The following is a 15,337-nucleotide window of genomic DNA, read 5'->3' on the forward strand; positions in this document are numbered from 1 at the left end:
AGAGGGAAAGCGAGGAAGCGAGACCGGGAGCGGATCAGACGGGATCGGACTCGTCGGCACCACCAGATACGCGGTCCCCGGCCTCCCGCCGGAGGGGGCGGCGCAGGGAGAAGAGGTAGCCGTCACGGTTCGTGTACTCGGCGACGGATTCGCGGGTGATGCGCCCCGAGGAGTAGACCCGCTCGTCGTCGTAGGCGATGGCGTGACGCGGCCAGGGGTAGGGCCACTCCCAGCAGACCGCCAGCCCCACACCGGGGCGGTCGTTGGCGAGCGCCCACGAGGCGGCCACCAGCGCGTAGTCCTCACAGTCCCCCGTCCCGTCGGCGAGCGTTTCGTGGGGGCGCTTGGCGAGGTCGAGGAACCCGTTCCAGTCGTCCTCGACCCAGTCGTAGCCCCGCCGCGACCACTCCTCGATGTCGAACGCGGACCAGAGGTCGAGGTCGCGGCTCACGTACCGCTCCGGCCAGAGGACGGCGAGCGGCGTCCAGCGGTCGAGTCGCATGCGTACGTGTCGCACTGCGACGAGATAAACGCCGCTGCGGCCACGAGCGACCCGGGAGCCGCGGAAACGGGAGCGGGACTCGACGGCGGAGTCAACATCCCCGTCCGCGCCGGCCCGGCATCAGGTTTATCTCCGGCGAGTGGAAGCACACACCATGGACGACATGTTCGTTGGACGGGTGATGTCGACCGATCTCCGGACCGTGGGGCCGGACACGCTGGTCGAGGACGCCGCACAGCTGATGCTCGAGGAGGGGGTCGGGTCGGTGCTCGTCGTCGACGAGTCCAACGAGGTCGAGGGGATCCTCACCACGACCGACTTCGTGAGTATCGTCGCGAAGAGCCAGCCGAAGGCCCAGACGACCGTCACCAGGTACATGAGCACCGACGTCATCACGACGACGGCGGGGACGCCCATCCACGAAGTGGCGGAGGTAATGCTCGACGCAGGGATCCACCACGTCCCCGTCGTCGACGACGAGGAGGGCGTCATCGGGATCGTGACGACGACGGACCTCGCCGCCTACCTCTCGCACGTCGAACCGCCGAAAGCATAGGCCCGCGCGGACGGCACGCTCCGACCATAGCTCTATGTGCCATCGGGGTGAGGGGTTCGGTATGGCACTCGAGACAGTCATGCTGGCCGTGGGATCACAGGACAGGGACCGTGCCGGACGGCTCACGTCGACGGTCGTCGACATCGCCGAACCGGCCGGGGCGGAGGTAGTGCTCCTCCACGCCTTCACCGAGGAGGAGCTCGACGACGCGGTCGGTCGCCTCGACTACGAGTTCGGGGACCGGCCCGACGCCGACGAGGTCGCTCGCCGGCTGTCGGTCGTCCGTGACATCGCCGACGAACTCGAGGAGGCCGGCATCACCCTCACCGTCCGCGGGGCGGTGGGCGAACACGCCGAGTCCATCGTCGGCGTGGCCGAGAGTTCGGAGGCGGACCTCCTCGTCATCGGCGGTCGGCGACGGTCGCCGACGGGGAAGGTCGTCTTCGGTAGCACCGCACAGGAGGTCCTGCTCGACTCCCCCTGCCCGGTGACGTTCGTCCGGGACTAGCGGCTCCGGTCCGGATCCGAGGACGGAGGATACCCCCCGTTCCGGAACCGCTTTGGTACCGAACCGGTATCGGGATGGCATGCACGAGCGCGAGGATGGGACCGAGCGGACGGTCGGCTTCGTCGGCCTCGGGATCATGGGTCTGCCGGCGGCGAAGAACCTGATCGACGCGGGCTACGAGCTCGTCGTCAACGACGTCGTCGAGGAACGGGTCGCGGAGGCCGAGGCGTACGGCGCGGTCTCCCGGGAGACGCCGGCGGCGGTCGCCGAGGTCAGCGACGTGCTCATCACGTTCCTCCCGGAGGGCGAGCACGTTCGCGAGGTCACACTGGGCGAAGAGGGAGTGATCGAGGGCGCACACGACGGCCTCGTCGTCATCGACATGAGCACCATCGGCCCGGACGCGATACGGGAGGTGGCGGCCGAACTCGACGCCGTCGGCGTCCCCACGATAGATGCGCCGGTGAGCGGCGGCGAACCAGGTGCCGTCGCGGGGACGATGTCGATCATGATCGGCGGCGACGAGGCGCTCGTGGAGGCCCACCGCGACCTGTTCGAGGTGATGGGTGGGAAGGTCACGCGGGTGGGCGAGTCGGGTGCCGGACAGGCCGCGAAGGTGTGTAACAACATCGTCGTGGCGAGCGAGGCCATCGCGCTCTCGGAGGCGATGGTGTTCGCGGACCAGGCGGGCGTCGACCGGGCCTCGCTCGTCGAGGCCATGCGCGGGGGGGCCGCCCAGACCTGGGCGCTCGAACACCGTGCCGACGACATGGTCGACGGCGACCTCGACCCCGGATTCTTCGGGTCGTACATGTACAAGGACCTCCGTATCGCCATGGGGGACGCCGAGACCTACGGGGCCGCCCTCCCGAGCACGGCGGTCGCCCACGAGCTCTACAAGACGCTCGAACAGCAGGGCAAGGGCGACCTCGACTTCACGGCTGTCCTCACCGTCGTCGAGGAACTCTCGGGGCTGGAACCGACGGCGTAGGCAACGGGCGGCCCCGGCGACCGTGGCACCGAGGGGTCCGGGCGGGGGAACGCTTTTCGTGTGACTATCCGATTCGGCGACCGTTCATGCCACGCACGACACCGGACCGGACCGGCGAGCGGTTCGTCCGCATTCGGGAGGTCCGCGACCGGCACCGTGGGTTCGGACCCCACAGCGGACGATCGACCCGAGGCGGCCGCTCGGTCCTCGGCCTCCCGATAGACGAACGATGACCGCGACGAGTCTCGACGGAGATACCGCGGTCGTCACGGGCGGCGGGAGAGGGATCGGCCGGAGCGTCGCGCTCGGGCTCGCCGGGAGAGGCGTGCGGGTCGTCCTCGCCGCACGAAGCGAGGCGGAGATCGAGGCGGTCGCCGAGGAGATCCACGAGGGCGGCGGTGAGTCGCTCGCCGTCCCGACGGACGTCACGGACACCGGTGACGTCTCGGCGCTGTTCGAGCGGGCGCGCGAGCGGTTCGGGCGGGTCGACCTCCTCGTGAACAACGCGGGGACGAACGCGAACCGAAAGCTCTGGGAGCTGACCGACGAGGAGTGGGAGAAGGTGATCGACGTGAACCTCAACGGGACGTTTCGCTGTTCTCGCGAGGCGCTCGCCGGCGGGATGATAGATCGAGGGGAGGGAACCATCGTCAACATGGGGTCGCTCGCGGGGAAGGTCGGGTTCGCGGAGACGAGCGCCTACGGTGCGTCGAAACACGGTATCCAGGGGCTGACGAACACGCTCGCCAAGGAGCTGAAGGACACCGACGTGAGGGTGAGCGCCGTCTGCCCCGGGCAGGTAGAGACTGACCTGACGGACGACATCGCCGAGGTCGACCGACTCGAACCCGACGACGTCACCGAGATCGTCGTCTTCCTCGCCACGCGCCCGCCGAACGTCTACGTCCCGGAGGTGGTCGCGGTGCCGCCCGACAGCATCCCCGTGGTGTACCACTGAACGTCCACGGGGACCGATGGAGGACCCCGTCGGGAGAACGACACCCGGAACCGACGGATGCCCGCCAGGTTTCTATAGCGCGCGGGGAACGTTCGTCCATGGTCCCCGATCCGAACGACAGATCGACCGGCTCAGGACCGGGTGTGACCGCCCGGGAGACCGACGGCGGCTCCCCACCCGAACTCGACGAGGCGGCCCTCTACCGGGTCGTCAGGGCAGCCGTCGAGGACGCGCTCCTCGACGTGCTCGGGACGCTGCTGCTGGTCGGGGTCGCGTTCGTCCTGGTCGTGACCGGCGGACAGGCGGTCGTCGCCTCGGACTCCACCGCGGGAACGGCGCTCGGTCTCGTCGTCGCCGTCGGGGGTGTGTACCTCGCCGCCGCCACGCTCGAAGTGATCCCGCCCGTTCGCGACTGGCTGTAGCGGAACGGTGGGCAGACTGGTGGGCGACCAGGTGAACGGAATCGAGCCCGGCGGGTCGGGCGTCAACAGTTAAACGGTCGTGGGCCATCCGTTCGCGGGATGACCGGCGACAGCTACCTCGACCGGCTCGTCGACGAGGCGGCGCTCCGGGCGTACCTCGAATCCGAACTCGGGCCGGCCGAGGGGTTCGCGATCGAGCACCACGGGGAGGGCCACTCCAACGAGACGCTGTTCGTCACCTGGGGCGATCGGAAACTGGTGATGCGCCGGCCGCCGGCGGGCGAGACCGCCGAGAGCGCCCACGACGTCCTCCGGGAGTACCGCGTCATCTCCGCACTCTCGGGGACCGACGTCCCGGTCCCGACCGCGGTTCTCGCGTGTGAGGACACGGACGTCATCGGGGGGGAGTTCTACCTGATGGACCGACTGGAGGGCGACGTCGTCCGCGACGCGGAGCCGGAGCGGTTCGCCACTCCCGAGCACCGGCGGCGGATGGGCGAAGGGCTCGCGGACACGATGGCGGCCATCCACACGCTCGACTACGAGGCGGTCGGGCTCGGCGACCTCGGCCACCCGTCGGGATTCACCGAGCGGCAGGTCGAACGCTGGGGCAAGCAGTTCGAGTGGGCCGCCGAGACCACCCGCGAGTCACGGGAGGTCCCCCACGTCGACGAGATCGGCGACTGGCTCGAGGTGAACGTCCCCGACGAGTACGAGCACACGCTCGTCCACGGCGACTTCAAGCTCGACAACGTCATGTTCGCGCCGGGGACACCCCCCTGGATCAACGCCGTCATGGACTGGGAGATGGGGACGCTCGGGGACCCGCTCCGGGACGTCGGCTGGATGCTCGTCTACTGGGACACCGATCCCCTCATCCCGGATCTGATGCCGGGCTTCCTCGACCGGCCGGGCTACCCCACGCGGGAGGAGCTCATCGAGCAGTACGAGCGGGCGTCGGGCATCGAGTTCGTCCACAGGGAGTTCTACGTCGTGCTCGCGCTCTACATGCTCGCGGCGGTCTGTGAGATGTTCTACGCCCGCTACCTCAACGGAAACAGCGAGGACGACCTCTACCCGAAGATGGAGACGCTCGTCCCCGACATCGGGGGGCGAGCGAAGGAACTGATCGACGGCGACCGGACCGTCTGAGAGGGCAATCGCCCCGGCCGAGATTTCCCCTCAATAGAAGTGATATCGGCTTTACCTACTTGAAGACGGTGTATCACACCGACGAGGGGGACAGGACCCGGTGTCCCGTCGTGTTCTACTCGGGGATGACGGCCTCGACTTCGAGTTCCACGAGGAAGTCCTCGCTGGCGAGGTCGGCGACCCCGAGCATCGTGTGGCAGGGGAGGGGATCGTCGAAGAACTCGGCGAAGGCGGACTTGTAGCCGTCGTAGTCGTCGTGAATCGCGACGAGATAGCTCGTTACCTTGACGACGTCCCCGAAATCGGCCCCGACCGCGTCGAGTATCTCGCCGACGTTCTCGAACGCCTGCCGCGTCTGGGTCTCGACGTCGTCGCCGACGACCGTTCCGTCGCGGTCGGTCGCGACCTGCCCGGACATGTAGAGCGTGCCGTCCGCGACGACGGCGTGGACGTACTGGCGTTCGGTCGAGTCGTACAGCCCCTCCGGCATGACCTCGGTCCGTGTCATCTACGCCCGTACGCTTCACTCTGCTATAACCGTGCGGTAGGAGCGACCGCCGGGGGAGTACGAGGGCCGTCGCCCCGGTCCGTCTACGCCCGTCTGCTCCGCGATGCGACCACGTCGAGGCCGGGGCTGTAGTAGTAGACGGGATCGAGGTCCGGCCGCGCGAAGCCGTGGGACGAGAGCAGCGTGTCCGTCGTGATCTCGGCCGCGGCCGGGTAGAGCGTCCAGGGGTCGTGATCGACGACCGTGTACCGGAGCGAGCCGTCCTGGGCCTCCGTGTAGAACCGGTAGCGCTCGACGAGAAACGATCCGAACGGGTCGTCGGGTGCCGAGAACGGCTCGCCGGTCGGCCAGTACGTCCCCTCGTAGTGGGCGGGTCGAGCACCCGGGTGACAGCGGCGACTGCCGAACCGGACTCGGCCGTCCGCCCAGTCCAGCGAGATGCGCGCGTAGTAGTAGGGCAGGTGGTGGAAGAGGCGCGCGCCGACGACGCTCGAGACCCCCTGCGCGTCCAGGCTGAAGAAGTAGACGCTCGGAACGCCGTCGTAGGTGACGTACGTCCTGGCGTTGAGTTCGGGAAGCCGGATGCCGAACCGTTCGGGCAACCCCTTCGGTCGGACGGCGACGTTGGTGAACGGGACGACCGAGAGCCAGGCGGAGCCGTCGTACAGGTCGGGCTCCAGGTCGCCGGGGAGGTGGGCGGCCATCACGTCGGGATCGAACGGCCAGTTCTCGAAGAGGAGGTGTCGCCACCCCATCTCCAGCGGGACTACCATGGGTCTCATCCGCGTTGGGCACCGAAACCCCCTTCGCCTCGCGTGGCTACGATAGAGTGGGCGAGACGGCCGCCGTGACGGTACTCGGGAGGACGGAACGGACGGAACGAGCGGCGTCCGACGGGGAGCGGCGTCGGCGGAGAGCGGATCCGGCTGGAACGGGAGCGGCGGGGCCGGGGAAAGAGCTAACGCGGTCGGTGACGACTCCGGCCGTACCGTATATGAGTTCCCCAGGAGCGGTCGGGCGGGTGGCCGTCGTCGGCACGAGGGCAGCAGGTCGGGGGATCGCCCGGGCGTTCGCGGTCGCCGGCTACGAGGTGGCGCTGACCCATCCCGACGAGGAGACCCTCTCGGCCGCGCTGGAGGGGATCGAGGAGGACGTCAGCGCATCGAGTGGGGAGCACGGAACCGACGTGGAAGCGGTGCTCGGGCGCATCGAGGCGACGACCGACGCCGGGGATGCGTTCTCGGGGGTCGGACTCGTGGTCGAGGCCGGCCCGGGGGACGCCGCGTTCGCACGGGACGCGTTCGCCGCCGCGGACGGGGCCGCTCCCGAGGAGGCCGTCCTCGCGACGAACACCAGCACGATCCCGCTCGCCGATCTCGCGGCGGCGACCGACCGTCCGGATCGGGTGGTCGGGATGCGCTTCTCGGTTCCCGTCGAGACGACGGACGTCGTCGAGGTCGTCCGGGGCGAGCGGACCTCGGAGGCGACCGTCGAGACCATTCGACGGATCGCCGAGCGGCTCGGGAGGACCGCGATTACGGTCGAGCACGACGTCCCCGGATCCCCCCTCGATCGGCTCGCGCTCCGGTTCCGGCTGGAGGCCGTCCGGCAGGTCGACGCGGGAGAGGCGGACGTCGGGGCCGTCGACGCCGCGGCCCGGCGCGTGGGACTCCCGGCGGGGCCGTTCGAAGCGCTCGATATGGTCGGCCTCGATTTCGTGCTGGGGGTCGCCCGCTCGATTCGCGAACAGGGTGTGACCCTGCACGTCCCGGCGCTCCTCTCGGAGAAGATCGAGGCCGGCGATCACGGCGTCGAGACGGGACGCGGGTTCTACGACTACCCCGGACCGGGCGAGTACCGCCCTCCCGAGATCCCGCGCGAGCGCCGCTACGAGTTCGACCCGAAGGCGCTGTTCGCGCCGGCGGTGAACGAGGCCGCGTGGCTGCTCGACGAGGGCGTCTCCACCGTCGAGCGTATCGACGAGACGACCCGTGGCGGGATGGGTTGGCCCCGCGGACTCCTCACGTTCGCCGACGAGTACGGGATCGACCGTCTCGTCGGGACGCTCGACCGACTCCGCGAGCGGTCGGGGTGGGAGGAGTACGACCCCCATCCGCGGCTCCGTAGGATGGTCGAGGCCGACGAGGTGGGGCTCGCTTCCGGAATCGGGTTCCACGAACACGAGTACGAGCGCGATCGGTTCGAGACGGTCCGGTACGAGCGCCGCGAGGCGGTAGCCTGGATCACCCTCGACCGGCCCGAGCGGCTGAACGCGCTCGACTCGCCGAGCTGGGCGGGGCTCGAAGCGGCGTTCGAGCGGGCCGAAGCGGACGACAGCGTCCGGGCGACGATCCTGCAGGGCGAGGGCCGGGCGTTCTGCGCGGGCGACGACATCGCGGAGATACGGGGGTGGGAGACGGCGACGGAGGCCGACGAGGCGCTCCGCGGGACGCTCGGCTCGACGGTGGCGACGATGCGCGAGCACCCCAAGCCCGTGATCGCGGCCGTCGAGGGCGTGGCGAACGGCGGCGGGTGTGAACTCGTCCTGTTGAGCGACCTCGCGATCGCCTCCGAGGGGAGCGACTTCGCGCTCCCGGAGGCACGGATCGGGGCGCTCCCGCCCATCGCGCTGACCTACGGCCGGACGAGCCTCGGGAGGAAGGCGCTGATGGAACTGGCACTCACGGGCGAACAGTTCCCCGCGAATGAGGCCGCGGCGATGGGCGTCGTGAACCACGTCGTCGACCGCGAGCAGGTCGAGGACGTGGCGCGGGAGCTCGCCCGGTCGACGGCGGCGTCGGGGCCGGCGTCCGTCGCGGCGATCAAGGGGCTCTGGGCATCGATGGAGGACGACCTGCTCGACCGGTGGTTCGACGAGGCGATGGAGGCGCTTGCCGAGCGGGTCGCGTCCGAGGAGGCCGAGGAGGGGCTCTCGGCGTTCTTGGAGAAGCGGTCGGCCGGGTGGGAATAGCGAGGCCGACCACAGGGAGGCCTCGGAGACGCGAGCGGGGAGCGACCCGCGAGCGCGGAGAGCGAAACGGCAGCTCGCACGCCGCGGATCCACACCGAGGTAGCGGTTCCGTGAGAAACTCGAAGAGGTAGAACGATCGCGTGCCGACCAGAGAGGGTACGTTCGTCAGGCTGGCTCGGACGGAGAGCGTTTCGTCACGTCGACCACCGACAGGGTATCATCGACGGTCAACGTGATCGAATCGGCTTCGATGGTGAACGTGAATCGACCTTCGAACGGATCGACGGAGACGATCTCCTCCTCGAACTCCCATCCCCACTCGATAGCGCGGGAACTCGTGTTCAGTCCGTGTTCGCCGACGAATACGAGCAGTTCAGGAACGTCGAGAAACACCATTCCTGCCGAGCAGGTCTTGTCGTAGATGCAGTTCGTACAGCGGAAGTGAAACCAGACCGCCAATCGGGAACCACACGCTTCGCAGAGACCGCCGTCCGCGTCGTGGGATTCACAGACGCTCACCGAGTGATCGACCCGGGCCGAACAGCGGGGACAGATATCGCTGCTGAGCGCCATGGCGTCGAGGTGATTGGTCGTAGAGGCGGTTCGCAGGGCGTCCGCGGCGTCCCGTCCCTGTACTCCGGCCGGTGTGAACCACATGTTCGCGAGGTTCGCGGATGCGCTCTCGTTCTCCCGTTCTCGAACCGTCGACTCGTCGAAATCCCCGACGCACGCCGTACAGGACAGCCGGAGTTTTCCCCGACTGTAGCTCACCTCGAGGGGTCCTCCACAGTGGAGACAGGAGAAATCCACCTCCGCCGGTTCCAGGACCGGGTCGTCGGTTACCGCCCCCGAGAGAACCGACTGGATCACCCGACGCCCTGGTTCCCGGAGCGTGTACCCCTCACCGACCTTCTCCACGAAGTGCCCCACGAGCTTGTCGAGATGGTAGTTGAACTGTGCACCCTGGCGAATGCCGACCCGGTCACGAAGGTCGGTGAACGACAGCGACCGGTCGGCGTTCCCGAGCTCCTGCAGGATCTGCATCCGCGTCTCGTTCCCCAGTATGGAGAACGCCTCGTCCGGCGTTAGCGAATCGTGATCCACCGAGCCGACCGGTGATGACATACGATAACGTACGACACACAAACGGATAAATTCAGGCCCCCTTCGTCTCGGTTCCTGGTTCGAGGAACTATAGTTCGAATGACTGAACCGCGGTTCAGACGTTCGCGTGACTAAAATATCATTTAGATAATACTTTTCCCCGCCGACGTCGTTTCAGGTACTGTCGTGCCCGGCTGTTCGACGGTGAGACGGTGGCCGAGACGGAGGGCGGGCCAGCGCACGAAGCGTCGAAGCGAACGATCGAAACAGTTCGATGAGAACACGACGATGAACGGACCGAAACACGCGAACCGACGAACGGTACTGAGAACGACGGTCGCGACGCTGGTCGGCGGGGGGCTCGTGATGAAGAGAGGCGGTGCCACGCGGGAGCCCTCTCCGGGGAAGCCGCAGGGTCGCCGAAACGATGTCGGGATCGTCGCGGAACACGACCACGACGCGGACGAACACCGGTTCGAACTGGATAGGCGGGAGGTCGCCTCCGGGTGGACGACGTTCGAGTTCGACAACCGGACCGACCACACCCACTTGGCGTACCTACCGAGGCTCCCACAGCGGGCGCTGTCCGACGCCGAAAAGGAGGGGATGGACCCGCTGGAATTCTACGTCGAGACCGTGACCCGGCCGTTCCAGTTCCTCTGGGACTCGGAGGTCCCCGGAAAGACACCGGACTCGGCCGACGACACTGACGTCTACGACTCGGTGCTCCCGCCGTGGTTGGAGGACCTGGTCTTCTACGGGGGGCCGGGCCTGACGTCGGGACACGGGAGTTCGACGACGACGGTCGACCTCGACCCGGGGGAGTACATCGTCGAATGTTACGCGAAGGACGACACCAACGACTTCCACTCCTCTCTCGGGATGATCGACCAGGTTTCGGTGACGAGCGAGGAGTCCGACGCGCCGGAGCCCGACTCGACTCTCGATATCTCGCTCTCGACGGACGGCATCGACGCCCCGGCGGAGGTGCGACCCGGTCGATACGACGTGGGGGTCGAGTTCGAGAACCAGCAGCAGTACGGGCCCCTCGTCGGCCACGACCTACACCTGATCCGTCTCGAAGGCGGGACGGACGTCGAGGAGGTGGACGGCTGGATGAACTGGGCCGACCCCGACCAGTTCGTCTCGAACGGGGACGAGCCGACGACGTTCCTGGGCGGGGTCTCGGATATCTGGACCGCAGACCTGCCCAGGACCGGGTACCTCCACGTGGTTCTGGAACCGGGCGACTACGCCTGGGTCGCGGAGGTGCCCGACCCCGCCTCGAAAGGTCTGCTGGCGGAGTTCGGCGTTCACCGCGAACGCGGTCTCCCGGGTCAGTGAGGTCCTCCGCTTTCGACCGAGGAACCGTAACCCACTCCGTATCAGCCGGACGCCCCCAAATCAGCCGAACGCGAACGCCTCTCGGATCCCCTCACGGATCCGCGTTGCGTTCGGTAGCTGGTAATCCTCGAGCGCGTACAGCGGGTAGACGACGTCGTAGCCGGTGATCCGCTTCACGGGGGCCTCCTGGTAGAGCAGGGCCTCCTCCTGGACGATGCTGGTGATCTCGCCGGCGAGCCCCCCGGTCCGGGGTGCCTCGTGGACGACCGTCGCGCGACCGGTCTTCTTGAACGACTCGACGATCGTCTCGCGGTCGAGCGGCCACAGCGACCGGAGGTCGATCACCTCGACGTCGATCTCCCCCGCAAGCTCCTCGGCGGCGGCGAGCGTCGGGCGGGTCATCGCCCCCCAGGTGAACGCGGAGACGTCCGACCCCTCCCGACGGACGGCCGCTTCGCCCATCGGCACCTCGTAGGTCCCCGTCGGCACGGGTTCGGTGAACGCCCGGTAGATCCGCTTGGGTTCGAGGAACACGACCGGATCGGGATCGCGGATCGCCCCGATCAGCATCCCCTTCGTATCGTAGGGGGTGCTCGGGGCGAGTACCTTCAGCCCCGGGTGGTGGACGAAGAGCGCCTCCATCGACTCGCCGTGCATGTCCGGGGCGCGGATACCGCCGGTGTAGGGCACGCGGACGACCATCGAGCAGTTGTAGTGGCCCCGAGACCGGGCGTTCAGCCGCGCCGCCCGGGTGAACAGCTGCCCCATCGCGTCGTAGACGAACCCCATGAACTGGATCTCCGCGACGGGCCGCAGCCCGGACGCGGCGAGGCCGATGGCTGACCCGACGATGCCGACCTCGGCGAGCGGGGTGTCGACGACGCGGCGCTCGCCGAACGCCTCGAGGAGCCCCTCGGTCGCCCGGAAGACCCCGCCGGTCGTCCCGACGTCCTCGCCCAGCACGAGGACGTCCTCGTCCCGTGCCATCTCGTCGTGGAGACCACTTCGAACCGCTTCGACGACGTTCAGATCCTCGGTCTCCCCGGACTCGGCTCCCGTCTCGTCCGGCCGATCACCGCGGTCGCTCGCGGTCACTCGTCGAACGCCTCCTCGCCGAACCGGTCGTGGAATCGCCGGAAATCACGGTGCTGCGACTCGATCTCGGGAGGCGGGTTCGCGTACACCTCGTCGAAGACCTCGTCGGGAGTCCGCTGGTTCGCACGCTCGATGGCGCGGTCGGCCGCCTCGCGGGCCTCGGTCTCCGCCGCCTCGCGGACGTCCTCGGCGTACGCCTCCGTCCAGAGCCCCCGGTCGTCGAGGAACCGCTCGTAGCGCTCGACCGGGTCGCGCTCCTCCCACTCGGCCACCTCCGACTCGTCGCGGTAGAGCGAGGGGTCGTCGCTCGTCGAGTGGGCACCCCGCCGGTAGGTGAGCGCCTCGACCAGCGTCGGCTCGTTCCCCGATCGAGCCCGCTCGACGGCGTGCTTCGTCGCCCGATACGTGGCGAGCACGTCGTTGCCGTCGACGAGCACGCCGTCGAAGCCGTAGCCGGCCGCCCGGGCGGCGTACGTCTCCGCGCCCGTCTGGCGGTCGACGGGCACCGAGATGGCCCACTGGTTGTTCTCCAGCAGGAAGACGACGGGGAGATCCATGGTGCCCGCGAAGTTCATCCCCTCGTGGACGTCACCCTTGCTCGCAGCGCCGTCGCCGAACATCGCGAGCGTCACGTCGTCTGTCCCCTGGTACTTCCGGCCCCAGGCGTGGCCGACCGCCTGCGGAACGGTCGTCCCGACGGCGACGGTATGGGGGAGCCGGCGGAGATGCGCCGGCGGGCCGTCCGGACCGGATTCGCGCTCCGGCCACTCCTCGTACCCCCGCAGCCAGAAGAGGAAGATATCCTCCATCGTGCGGCCGCGGTGGAGATGCGTGCCGTACTGCCGCCAGTCGGTCTGTATCCAGTCGTTCGCCGCGAGCGCCGCCCCCGGACCGACGTGCGCGGCCTCCTCGCCGCGGCACTCCATCCAGATAGGGAGTTCGCCGCCCCGCTGGAGGGTCATCCCCCGTTCCTCGATGGCCCGCGAGCGGACCATCGTCTCGTACATGGACCGGAGCTCCTCGTCGTCGAGGTCCATCGCCGACACCGCCTCCCCGTCGTAGCTCCCGTCCGGCGCGAGCACCTGTTCGGTCGCCTCGTGGTCCTCGGGGTAGCGCACCACCGTTCAGCCCCCGTGCGGCGTCGCTTTGGCCCATCCCGCACGCCGCCTCGACGCCGCGGGAGGGGTGTCCGGGGCGAGCCTGTCGTGCCGTTCGCGAGGTCCGATCTCGGATCGTGTCATCCGCTATCGAGTGTCGATCCGCACGGGATAAAACCCCCGTCGGGAATCGCTCGACTCGTTGCCCTGATCCTTCGGTCGCATCCCGTGGAGGAGCCTGTTCCGCGACGCCCTCTCGCTTCACAACCACTATTACCCGACTCGGCGCATCCGGCGACGGATGCTGACCGACGTCTTCCTGACGGCCATCCTCCCGATCGTCTCGCTCGCCGGCGTGGGCTATCTCCTCGGTCGGTTCAGGACGGTCGACGTGGGCGGGCTCAACACGGTCACCATCTACGTGCTGGCACCGGCGCTGGTCTTTCACTCCCTCTCGACGACCCCCGTCGGCGGGGTGACGGCACTGAAGATCGCGGCCGGTATCGGGGCGTATCTGCTCATCATGGGTGTCGTCGCCGCGCTCGTCCACCGGGCGACGGACGCGACGACCCCGACGCTCGGCGCGCTCTTCCTCGTCAGCGCCTTCCCCAACGCCGGCAACTACGGGATCCCGCTCTCGGACTTCGCGTTCGGCCCCGTGGGACGATCGACCGCCGTCCTCTACCTCTCCATCCAGTCGATCTATATGTACACCGTCGGGGCGTACGTCGCGTCCCTGGGCGGCGACGCCGCCGACGGACGGACCGCGGTCACGAAGGTGCTCCGGCTCCCGCTGGTGTACGCCGTGGTCGCGGCGTTCCTGCTCGTCCGCCTGGACGCGGTTCCGCCCGTCGACGGGACGCTCATGCGGACGCTCGAGCTGACCGGCAACTCGACCATCCCGGTGATGCTCCTCCTGCTCGGCATCCAGCTCGCCAACGCCGACTACGCCAGCGCGCTCTCCCGGGTCGGGGTGGCAAACGTCCTCAAGCTCGGCGTCGCCCCGGCCGTCGGGCTCGGCCTGGCGCTGCTGCTGGGTTTCGGCGACCCGGTCGTCGCCCGGACGTTCGTCCTCGAGATCGCCACCCCCGCGGCTATCACGCCGCTGATGCTCGTCATCGAGTTCCGCGACCCGGACGCGGCCCCGACCGAAGGTATCACCGACGCCGAGTACATCAGTTCGGTCGTCCTCACGAGCACGCTCCTCTCGGTACCGGTCCTCACCGTCCTCATCGTGGTGCTCCAGTCGGGAGCGGTCATCTGATCCGGAGCGTAGACGAGGGGGGCAGAGGTAGGTGGAGGGGCGGAGCGGGAGAGACACTAAGTAGACCACCCCCGAGCGTCGGGTATGTTCGATCCACAACTGCTGGAGGGGGACACCGTACTGATCACCGGAGCCAGCGCCGGCATCGGCCGTGAGACCGCTCGGCTCGCCGCTTCGGCGGGTGCCGACGTCGCGCTCGCCGCCCGGCGCGAGGACCGGCTCGACGACCTGGCCGACGAACTCGAACGCGAACACGACTGCACCGCGCTCGCGCTCCCGACCGACGTCAGGGAGAGCGGGGCGGTCGCCGACCTCGTCTCGGCGACCGTCGAGGAACTCGGGACGCTCGACGTCGTCGTCGCCAACGCCGCCCTCGGCGTCGGCTCGGCGGTCGAGGAGCTCTCCGACGAGGACTACCACCTCATGATGGACGTCAACACCGACGGGATGTTCTTCACGGCACGCGAGGCGCTCCCGCACCTCCGCGAGTCGGCCGGTCACCTCGTCTTCGTCGGGAGCTTCGCCGCCGAGTACCCCCGACCGGGGAACCCGGTGTACGCCGCGAGCAAGGCCTGGGCGCGCTCGTTCGCCCACAGCCTCGAAGCGCAGGTCGGCGAGGACGATATCGCGATCTCGGTGGTCAACCCCTCGGAGGTCAGGACGGAGTTCGGCCACCAGGCCGACCGCGGGCCGGCGAAGGATCGACTCGAGCCCGGCGAGGCGACCGAGCCCGAGGCGGTCGCCGAGGCGATAATCTTCGCCGCCAGCCGCGACAGCCCCGACACCGCGAGCGAGATCGACCTCTACCGGCGGAACAAGTTCAGTCACTTCTGAACTCGAACTCCGCCCGGGACCGAGCGATTCC

General features: G+C 68.6%; 16 protein-coding genes. 10 read left to right on the forward strand and 6 right to left on the reverse strand.

Annotation, left to right across the window (positions count from 1 at the left end; genetic code table 11):
- Positions 1–34: 34 nt before the first annotated feature.
- Positions 35–502, reverse strand: a complete 468-nt coding sequence (locus WDJ58_RS01895) for a hypothetical protein (protein ID WP_338915931.1) — start codon at positions 500–502, stop codon at positions 35–37.
- 154 nt (positions 503–656) lie between these two features.
- Here WDJ58_RS01895 and WDJ58_RS01900 point away from each other — a divergent pair, with 154 nt between their 5' ends.
- The 6 genes from WDJ58_RS01900 to WDJ58_RS01925 all read left to right on the forward strand — a co-directional run bounded on the left by WDJ58_RS01900 (position 657) and on the right by WDJ58_RS01925 (position 5,089).
- Entirely contained in the window at positions 657–1,058 is a 402-nt protein-coding gene (locus WDJ58_RS01900; RefSeq protein WP_338915932.1) for a CBS domain-containing protein, read from the forward strand.
- Between the two features lie 61 nt (positions 1,059–1,119).
- Complete coding sequence (locus tag WDJ58_RS01905; RefSeq protein ID WP_338915933.1) at positions 1,120–1,566, forward strand: universal stress protein; 447 nt, start codon at positions 1,120–1,122, stop codon at positions 1,564–1,566.
- 79 nt (positions 1,567–1,645) lie between these two features.
- Positions 1,646–2,557, forward strand: a complete 912-nt coding sequence (locus WDJ58_RS01910) for an NAD(P)-dependent oxidoreductase (protein WP_338915934.1) — start codon at positions 1,646–1,648, stop codon at positions 2,555–2,557.
- 229 nt (positions 2,558–2,786) lie between these two features.
- Positions 2,787–3,515: an SDR family oxidoreductase gene (locus WDJ58_RS01915; protein ID WP_338915935.1), complete on the forward strand. Its 729-nt coding sequence runs from the start codon at positions 2,787–2,789 to the stop codon at positions 3,513–3,515.
- 143 nt (positions 3,516–3,658) lie between these two features.
- Complete coding sequence (locus WDJ58_RS01920; RefSeq protein ID WP_338915936.1) at positions 3,659–3,937, forward strand: hypothetical protein; 279 nt, start codon at positions 3,659–3,661, stop codon at positions 3,935–3,937.
- A 99-nt stretch (positions 3,938–4,036) separates the two neighbouring features.
- Positions 4,037–5,089, forward strand: a complete 1,053-nt coding sequence (locus WDJ58_RS01925) for a phosphotransferase family protein (protein ID WP_338915937.1) — start codon at positions 4,037–4,039, stop codon at positions 5,087–5,089.
- Between the two features lie 115 nt (positions 5,090–5,204).
- Here WDJ58_RS01925 and WDJ58_RS01930 read toward each other — a convergent pair whose 3' ends face one another.
- Positions 5,205–5,597, reverse strand: a complete 393-nt coding sequence (locus WDJ58_RS01930; protein ID WP_338915938.1) for a RidA family protein — start codon at positions 5,595–5,597, stop codon at positions 5,205–5,207.
- Positions 5,598–5,680: 83 nt separating this feature from the next.
- A complete protein-coding gene (locus WDJ58_RS01935; RefSeq protein ID WP_338915939.1) occupies positions 5,681–6,370 on the reverse strand; it encodes a YqjF family protein in 690 nt (229 codons plus the stop codon).
- Positions 6,371–6,591: 221 nt separating this feature from the next.
- On the opposite strand from WDJ58_RS01935, the gene WDJ58_RS01940 reads away from it, so the two are divergent.
- On the forward strand, positions 6,592–8,568 hold the full coding sequence (locus WDJ58_RS01940; protein ID WP_338915940.1) for a 3-hydroxyacyl-CoA dehydrogenase/enoyl-CoA hydratase family protein: 1,977 nt from the start codon (positions 6,592–6,594) through the stop codon (positions 8,566–8,568).
- Between the two features lie 165 nt (positions 8,569–8,733).
- Here WDJ58_RS01940 and WDJ58_RS01945 read toward each other — a convergent pair whose 3' ends face one another.
- A complete protein-coding gene (locus WDJ58_RS01945; protein WP_338915941.1) occupies positions 8,734–9,693 on the reverse strand; it encodes a winged helix-turn-helix domain-containing protein in 960 nt (319 codons plus the stop codon).
- A gap of 267 nt (positions 9,694–9,960) precedes the next feature.
- Between WDJ58_RS01945 and WDJ58_RS01950 the strand changes: the two genes are divergently transcribed.
- Positions 9,961–11,016: a hypothetical protein gene (locus WDJ58_RS01950; RefSeq protein WP_338915942.1), complete on the forward strand. Its 1,056-nt coding sequence runs from the start codon at positions 9,961–9,963 to the stop codon at positions 11,014–11,016.
- Positions 11,017–11,076: 60 nt separating this feature from the next.
- Here WDJ58_RS01950 and WDJ58_RS01955 read toward each other — a convergent pair whose 3' ends face one another.
- Both WDJ58_RS01955 and WDJ58_RS01960 read right to left on the reverse strand, forming a co-directional pair.
- Positions 11,077–12,111, reverse strand: a complete 1,035-nt coding sequence (locus WDJ58_RS01955) for an alpha-ketoacid dehydrogenase subunit beta (protein ID WP_338915943.1) — start codon at positions 12,109–12,111, stop codon at positions 11,077–11,079.
- Entirely contained in the window at positions 12,108–13,232 is a 1,125-nt protein-coding gene (locus WDJ58_RS01960) for a thiamine pyrophosphate-dependent enzyme (protein WP_338915944.1), read from the reverse strand. The genes WDJ58_RS01955 and WDJ58_RS01960 overlap by 4 nt, the downstream gene beginning before the upstream one ends.
- A 277-nt stretch (positions 13,233–13,509) precedes the next feature.
- Here WDJ58_RS01960 and WDJ58_RS01965 point away from each other — a divergent pair, with 277 nt between their 5' ends.
- Positions 13,510–14,472: an AEC family transporter gene (locus WDJ58_RS01965; RefSeq protein WP_338915945.1), complete on the forward strand. Its 963-nt coding sequence runs from the start codon at positions 13,510–13,512 to the stop codon at positions 14,470–14,472.
- 84 nt (positions 14,473–14,556) lie between these two features.
- Positions 14,557–15,306, forward strand: coding sequence for an SDR family oxidoreductase (locus WDJ58_RS01970; protein WP_338915946.1), 750 nt, complete (start codon positions 14,557–14,559; stop codon positions 15,304–15,306).
- Positions 15,307–15,337 lie beyond the last annotated feature (31 nt).

The organism is Salinirubellus litoreus (assembly GCF_037335815.1).
GTDB lineage: Archaea > Halobacteriota > Halobacteria > Halobacteriales > Haloarculaceae > Salinirubellus > Salinirubellus litoreus.

Coding starts and splice junctions, on each gene's coding strand:
- WDJ58_RS01895 (WP_338915931.1), bottom strand. CDS start 502: ATGCGACTCGACCGCTGGACGCCGCTCGCCGTCCTCTGGCCGGAGCGG.
- WDJ58_RS01900 (WP_338915932.1), top strand. CDS start 657: ATGGACGACATGTTCGTTGGACGGGTGATGTCGACCGATCTCCGGACC.
- WDJ58_RS01905 (WP_338915933.1), top strand. CDS start 1,120: ATGGCACTCGAGACAGTCATGCTGGCCGTGGGATCACAGGACAGGGAC.
- WDJ58_RS01910 (WP_338915934.1), top strand. CDS start 1,646: ATGCACGAGCGCGAGGATGGGACCGAGCGGACGGTCGGCTTCGTCGGC.
- WDJ58_RS01915 (WP_338915935.1), top strand. CDS start 2,787: ATGACCGCGACGAGTCTCGACGGAGATACCGCGGTCGTCACGGGCGGC.
- WDJ58_RS01925 (WP_338915937.1), top strand. CDS start 4,037: ATGACCGGCGACAGCTACCTCGACCGGCTCGTCGACGAGGCGGCGCTC.
- WDJ58_RS01930 (WP_338915938.1), bottom strand. CDS start 5,597: ATGACACGGACCGAGGTCATGCCGGAGGGGCTGTACGACTCGACCGAA.
- WDJ58_RS01935 (WP_338915939.1), bottom strand. CDS start 6,370: ATGGTAGTCCCGCTGGAGATGGGGTGGCGACACCTCCTCTTCGAGAAC.
- WDJ58_RS01940 (WP_338915940.1), top strand. CDS start 6,592: ATGAGTTCCCCAGGAGCGGTCGGGCGGGTGGCCGTCGTCGGCACGAGG.
- WDJ58_RS01945 (WP_338915941.1), bottom strand. CDS start 9,693: ATGTCATCACCGGTCGGCTCGGTGGATCACGATTCGCTAACGCCGGAC.
- WDJ58_RS01950 (WP_338915942.1), top strand. CDS start 9,961: ATGAACGGACCGAAACACGCGAACCGACGAACGGTACTGAGAACGACG.
- WDJ58_RS01965 (WP_338915945.1), top strand. CDS start 13,510: ATGCTGACCGACGTCTTCCTGACGGCCATCCTCCCGATCGTCTCGCTC.
- WDJ58_RS01970 (WP_338915946.1), top strand. CDS start 14,557: ATGTTCGATCCACAACTGCTGGAGGGGGACACCGTACTGATCACCGGA.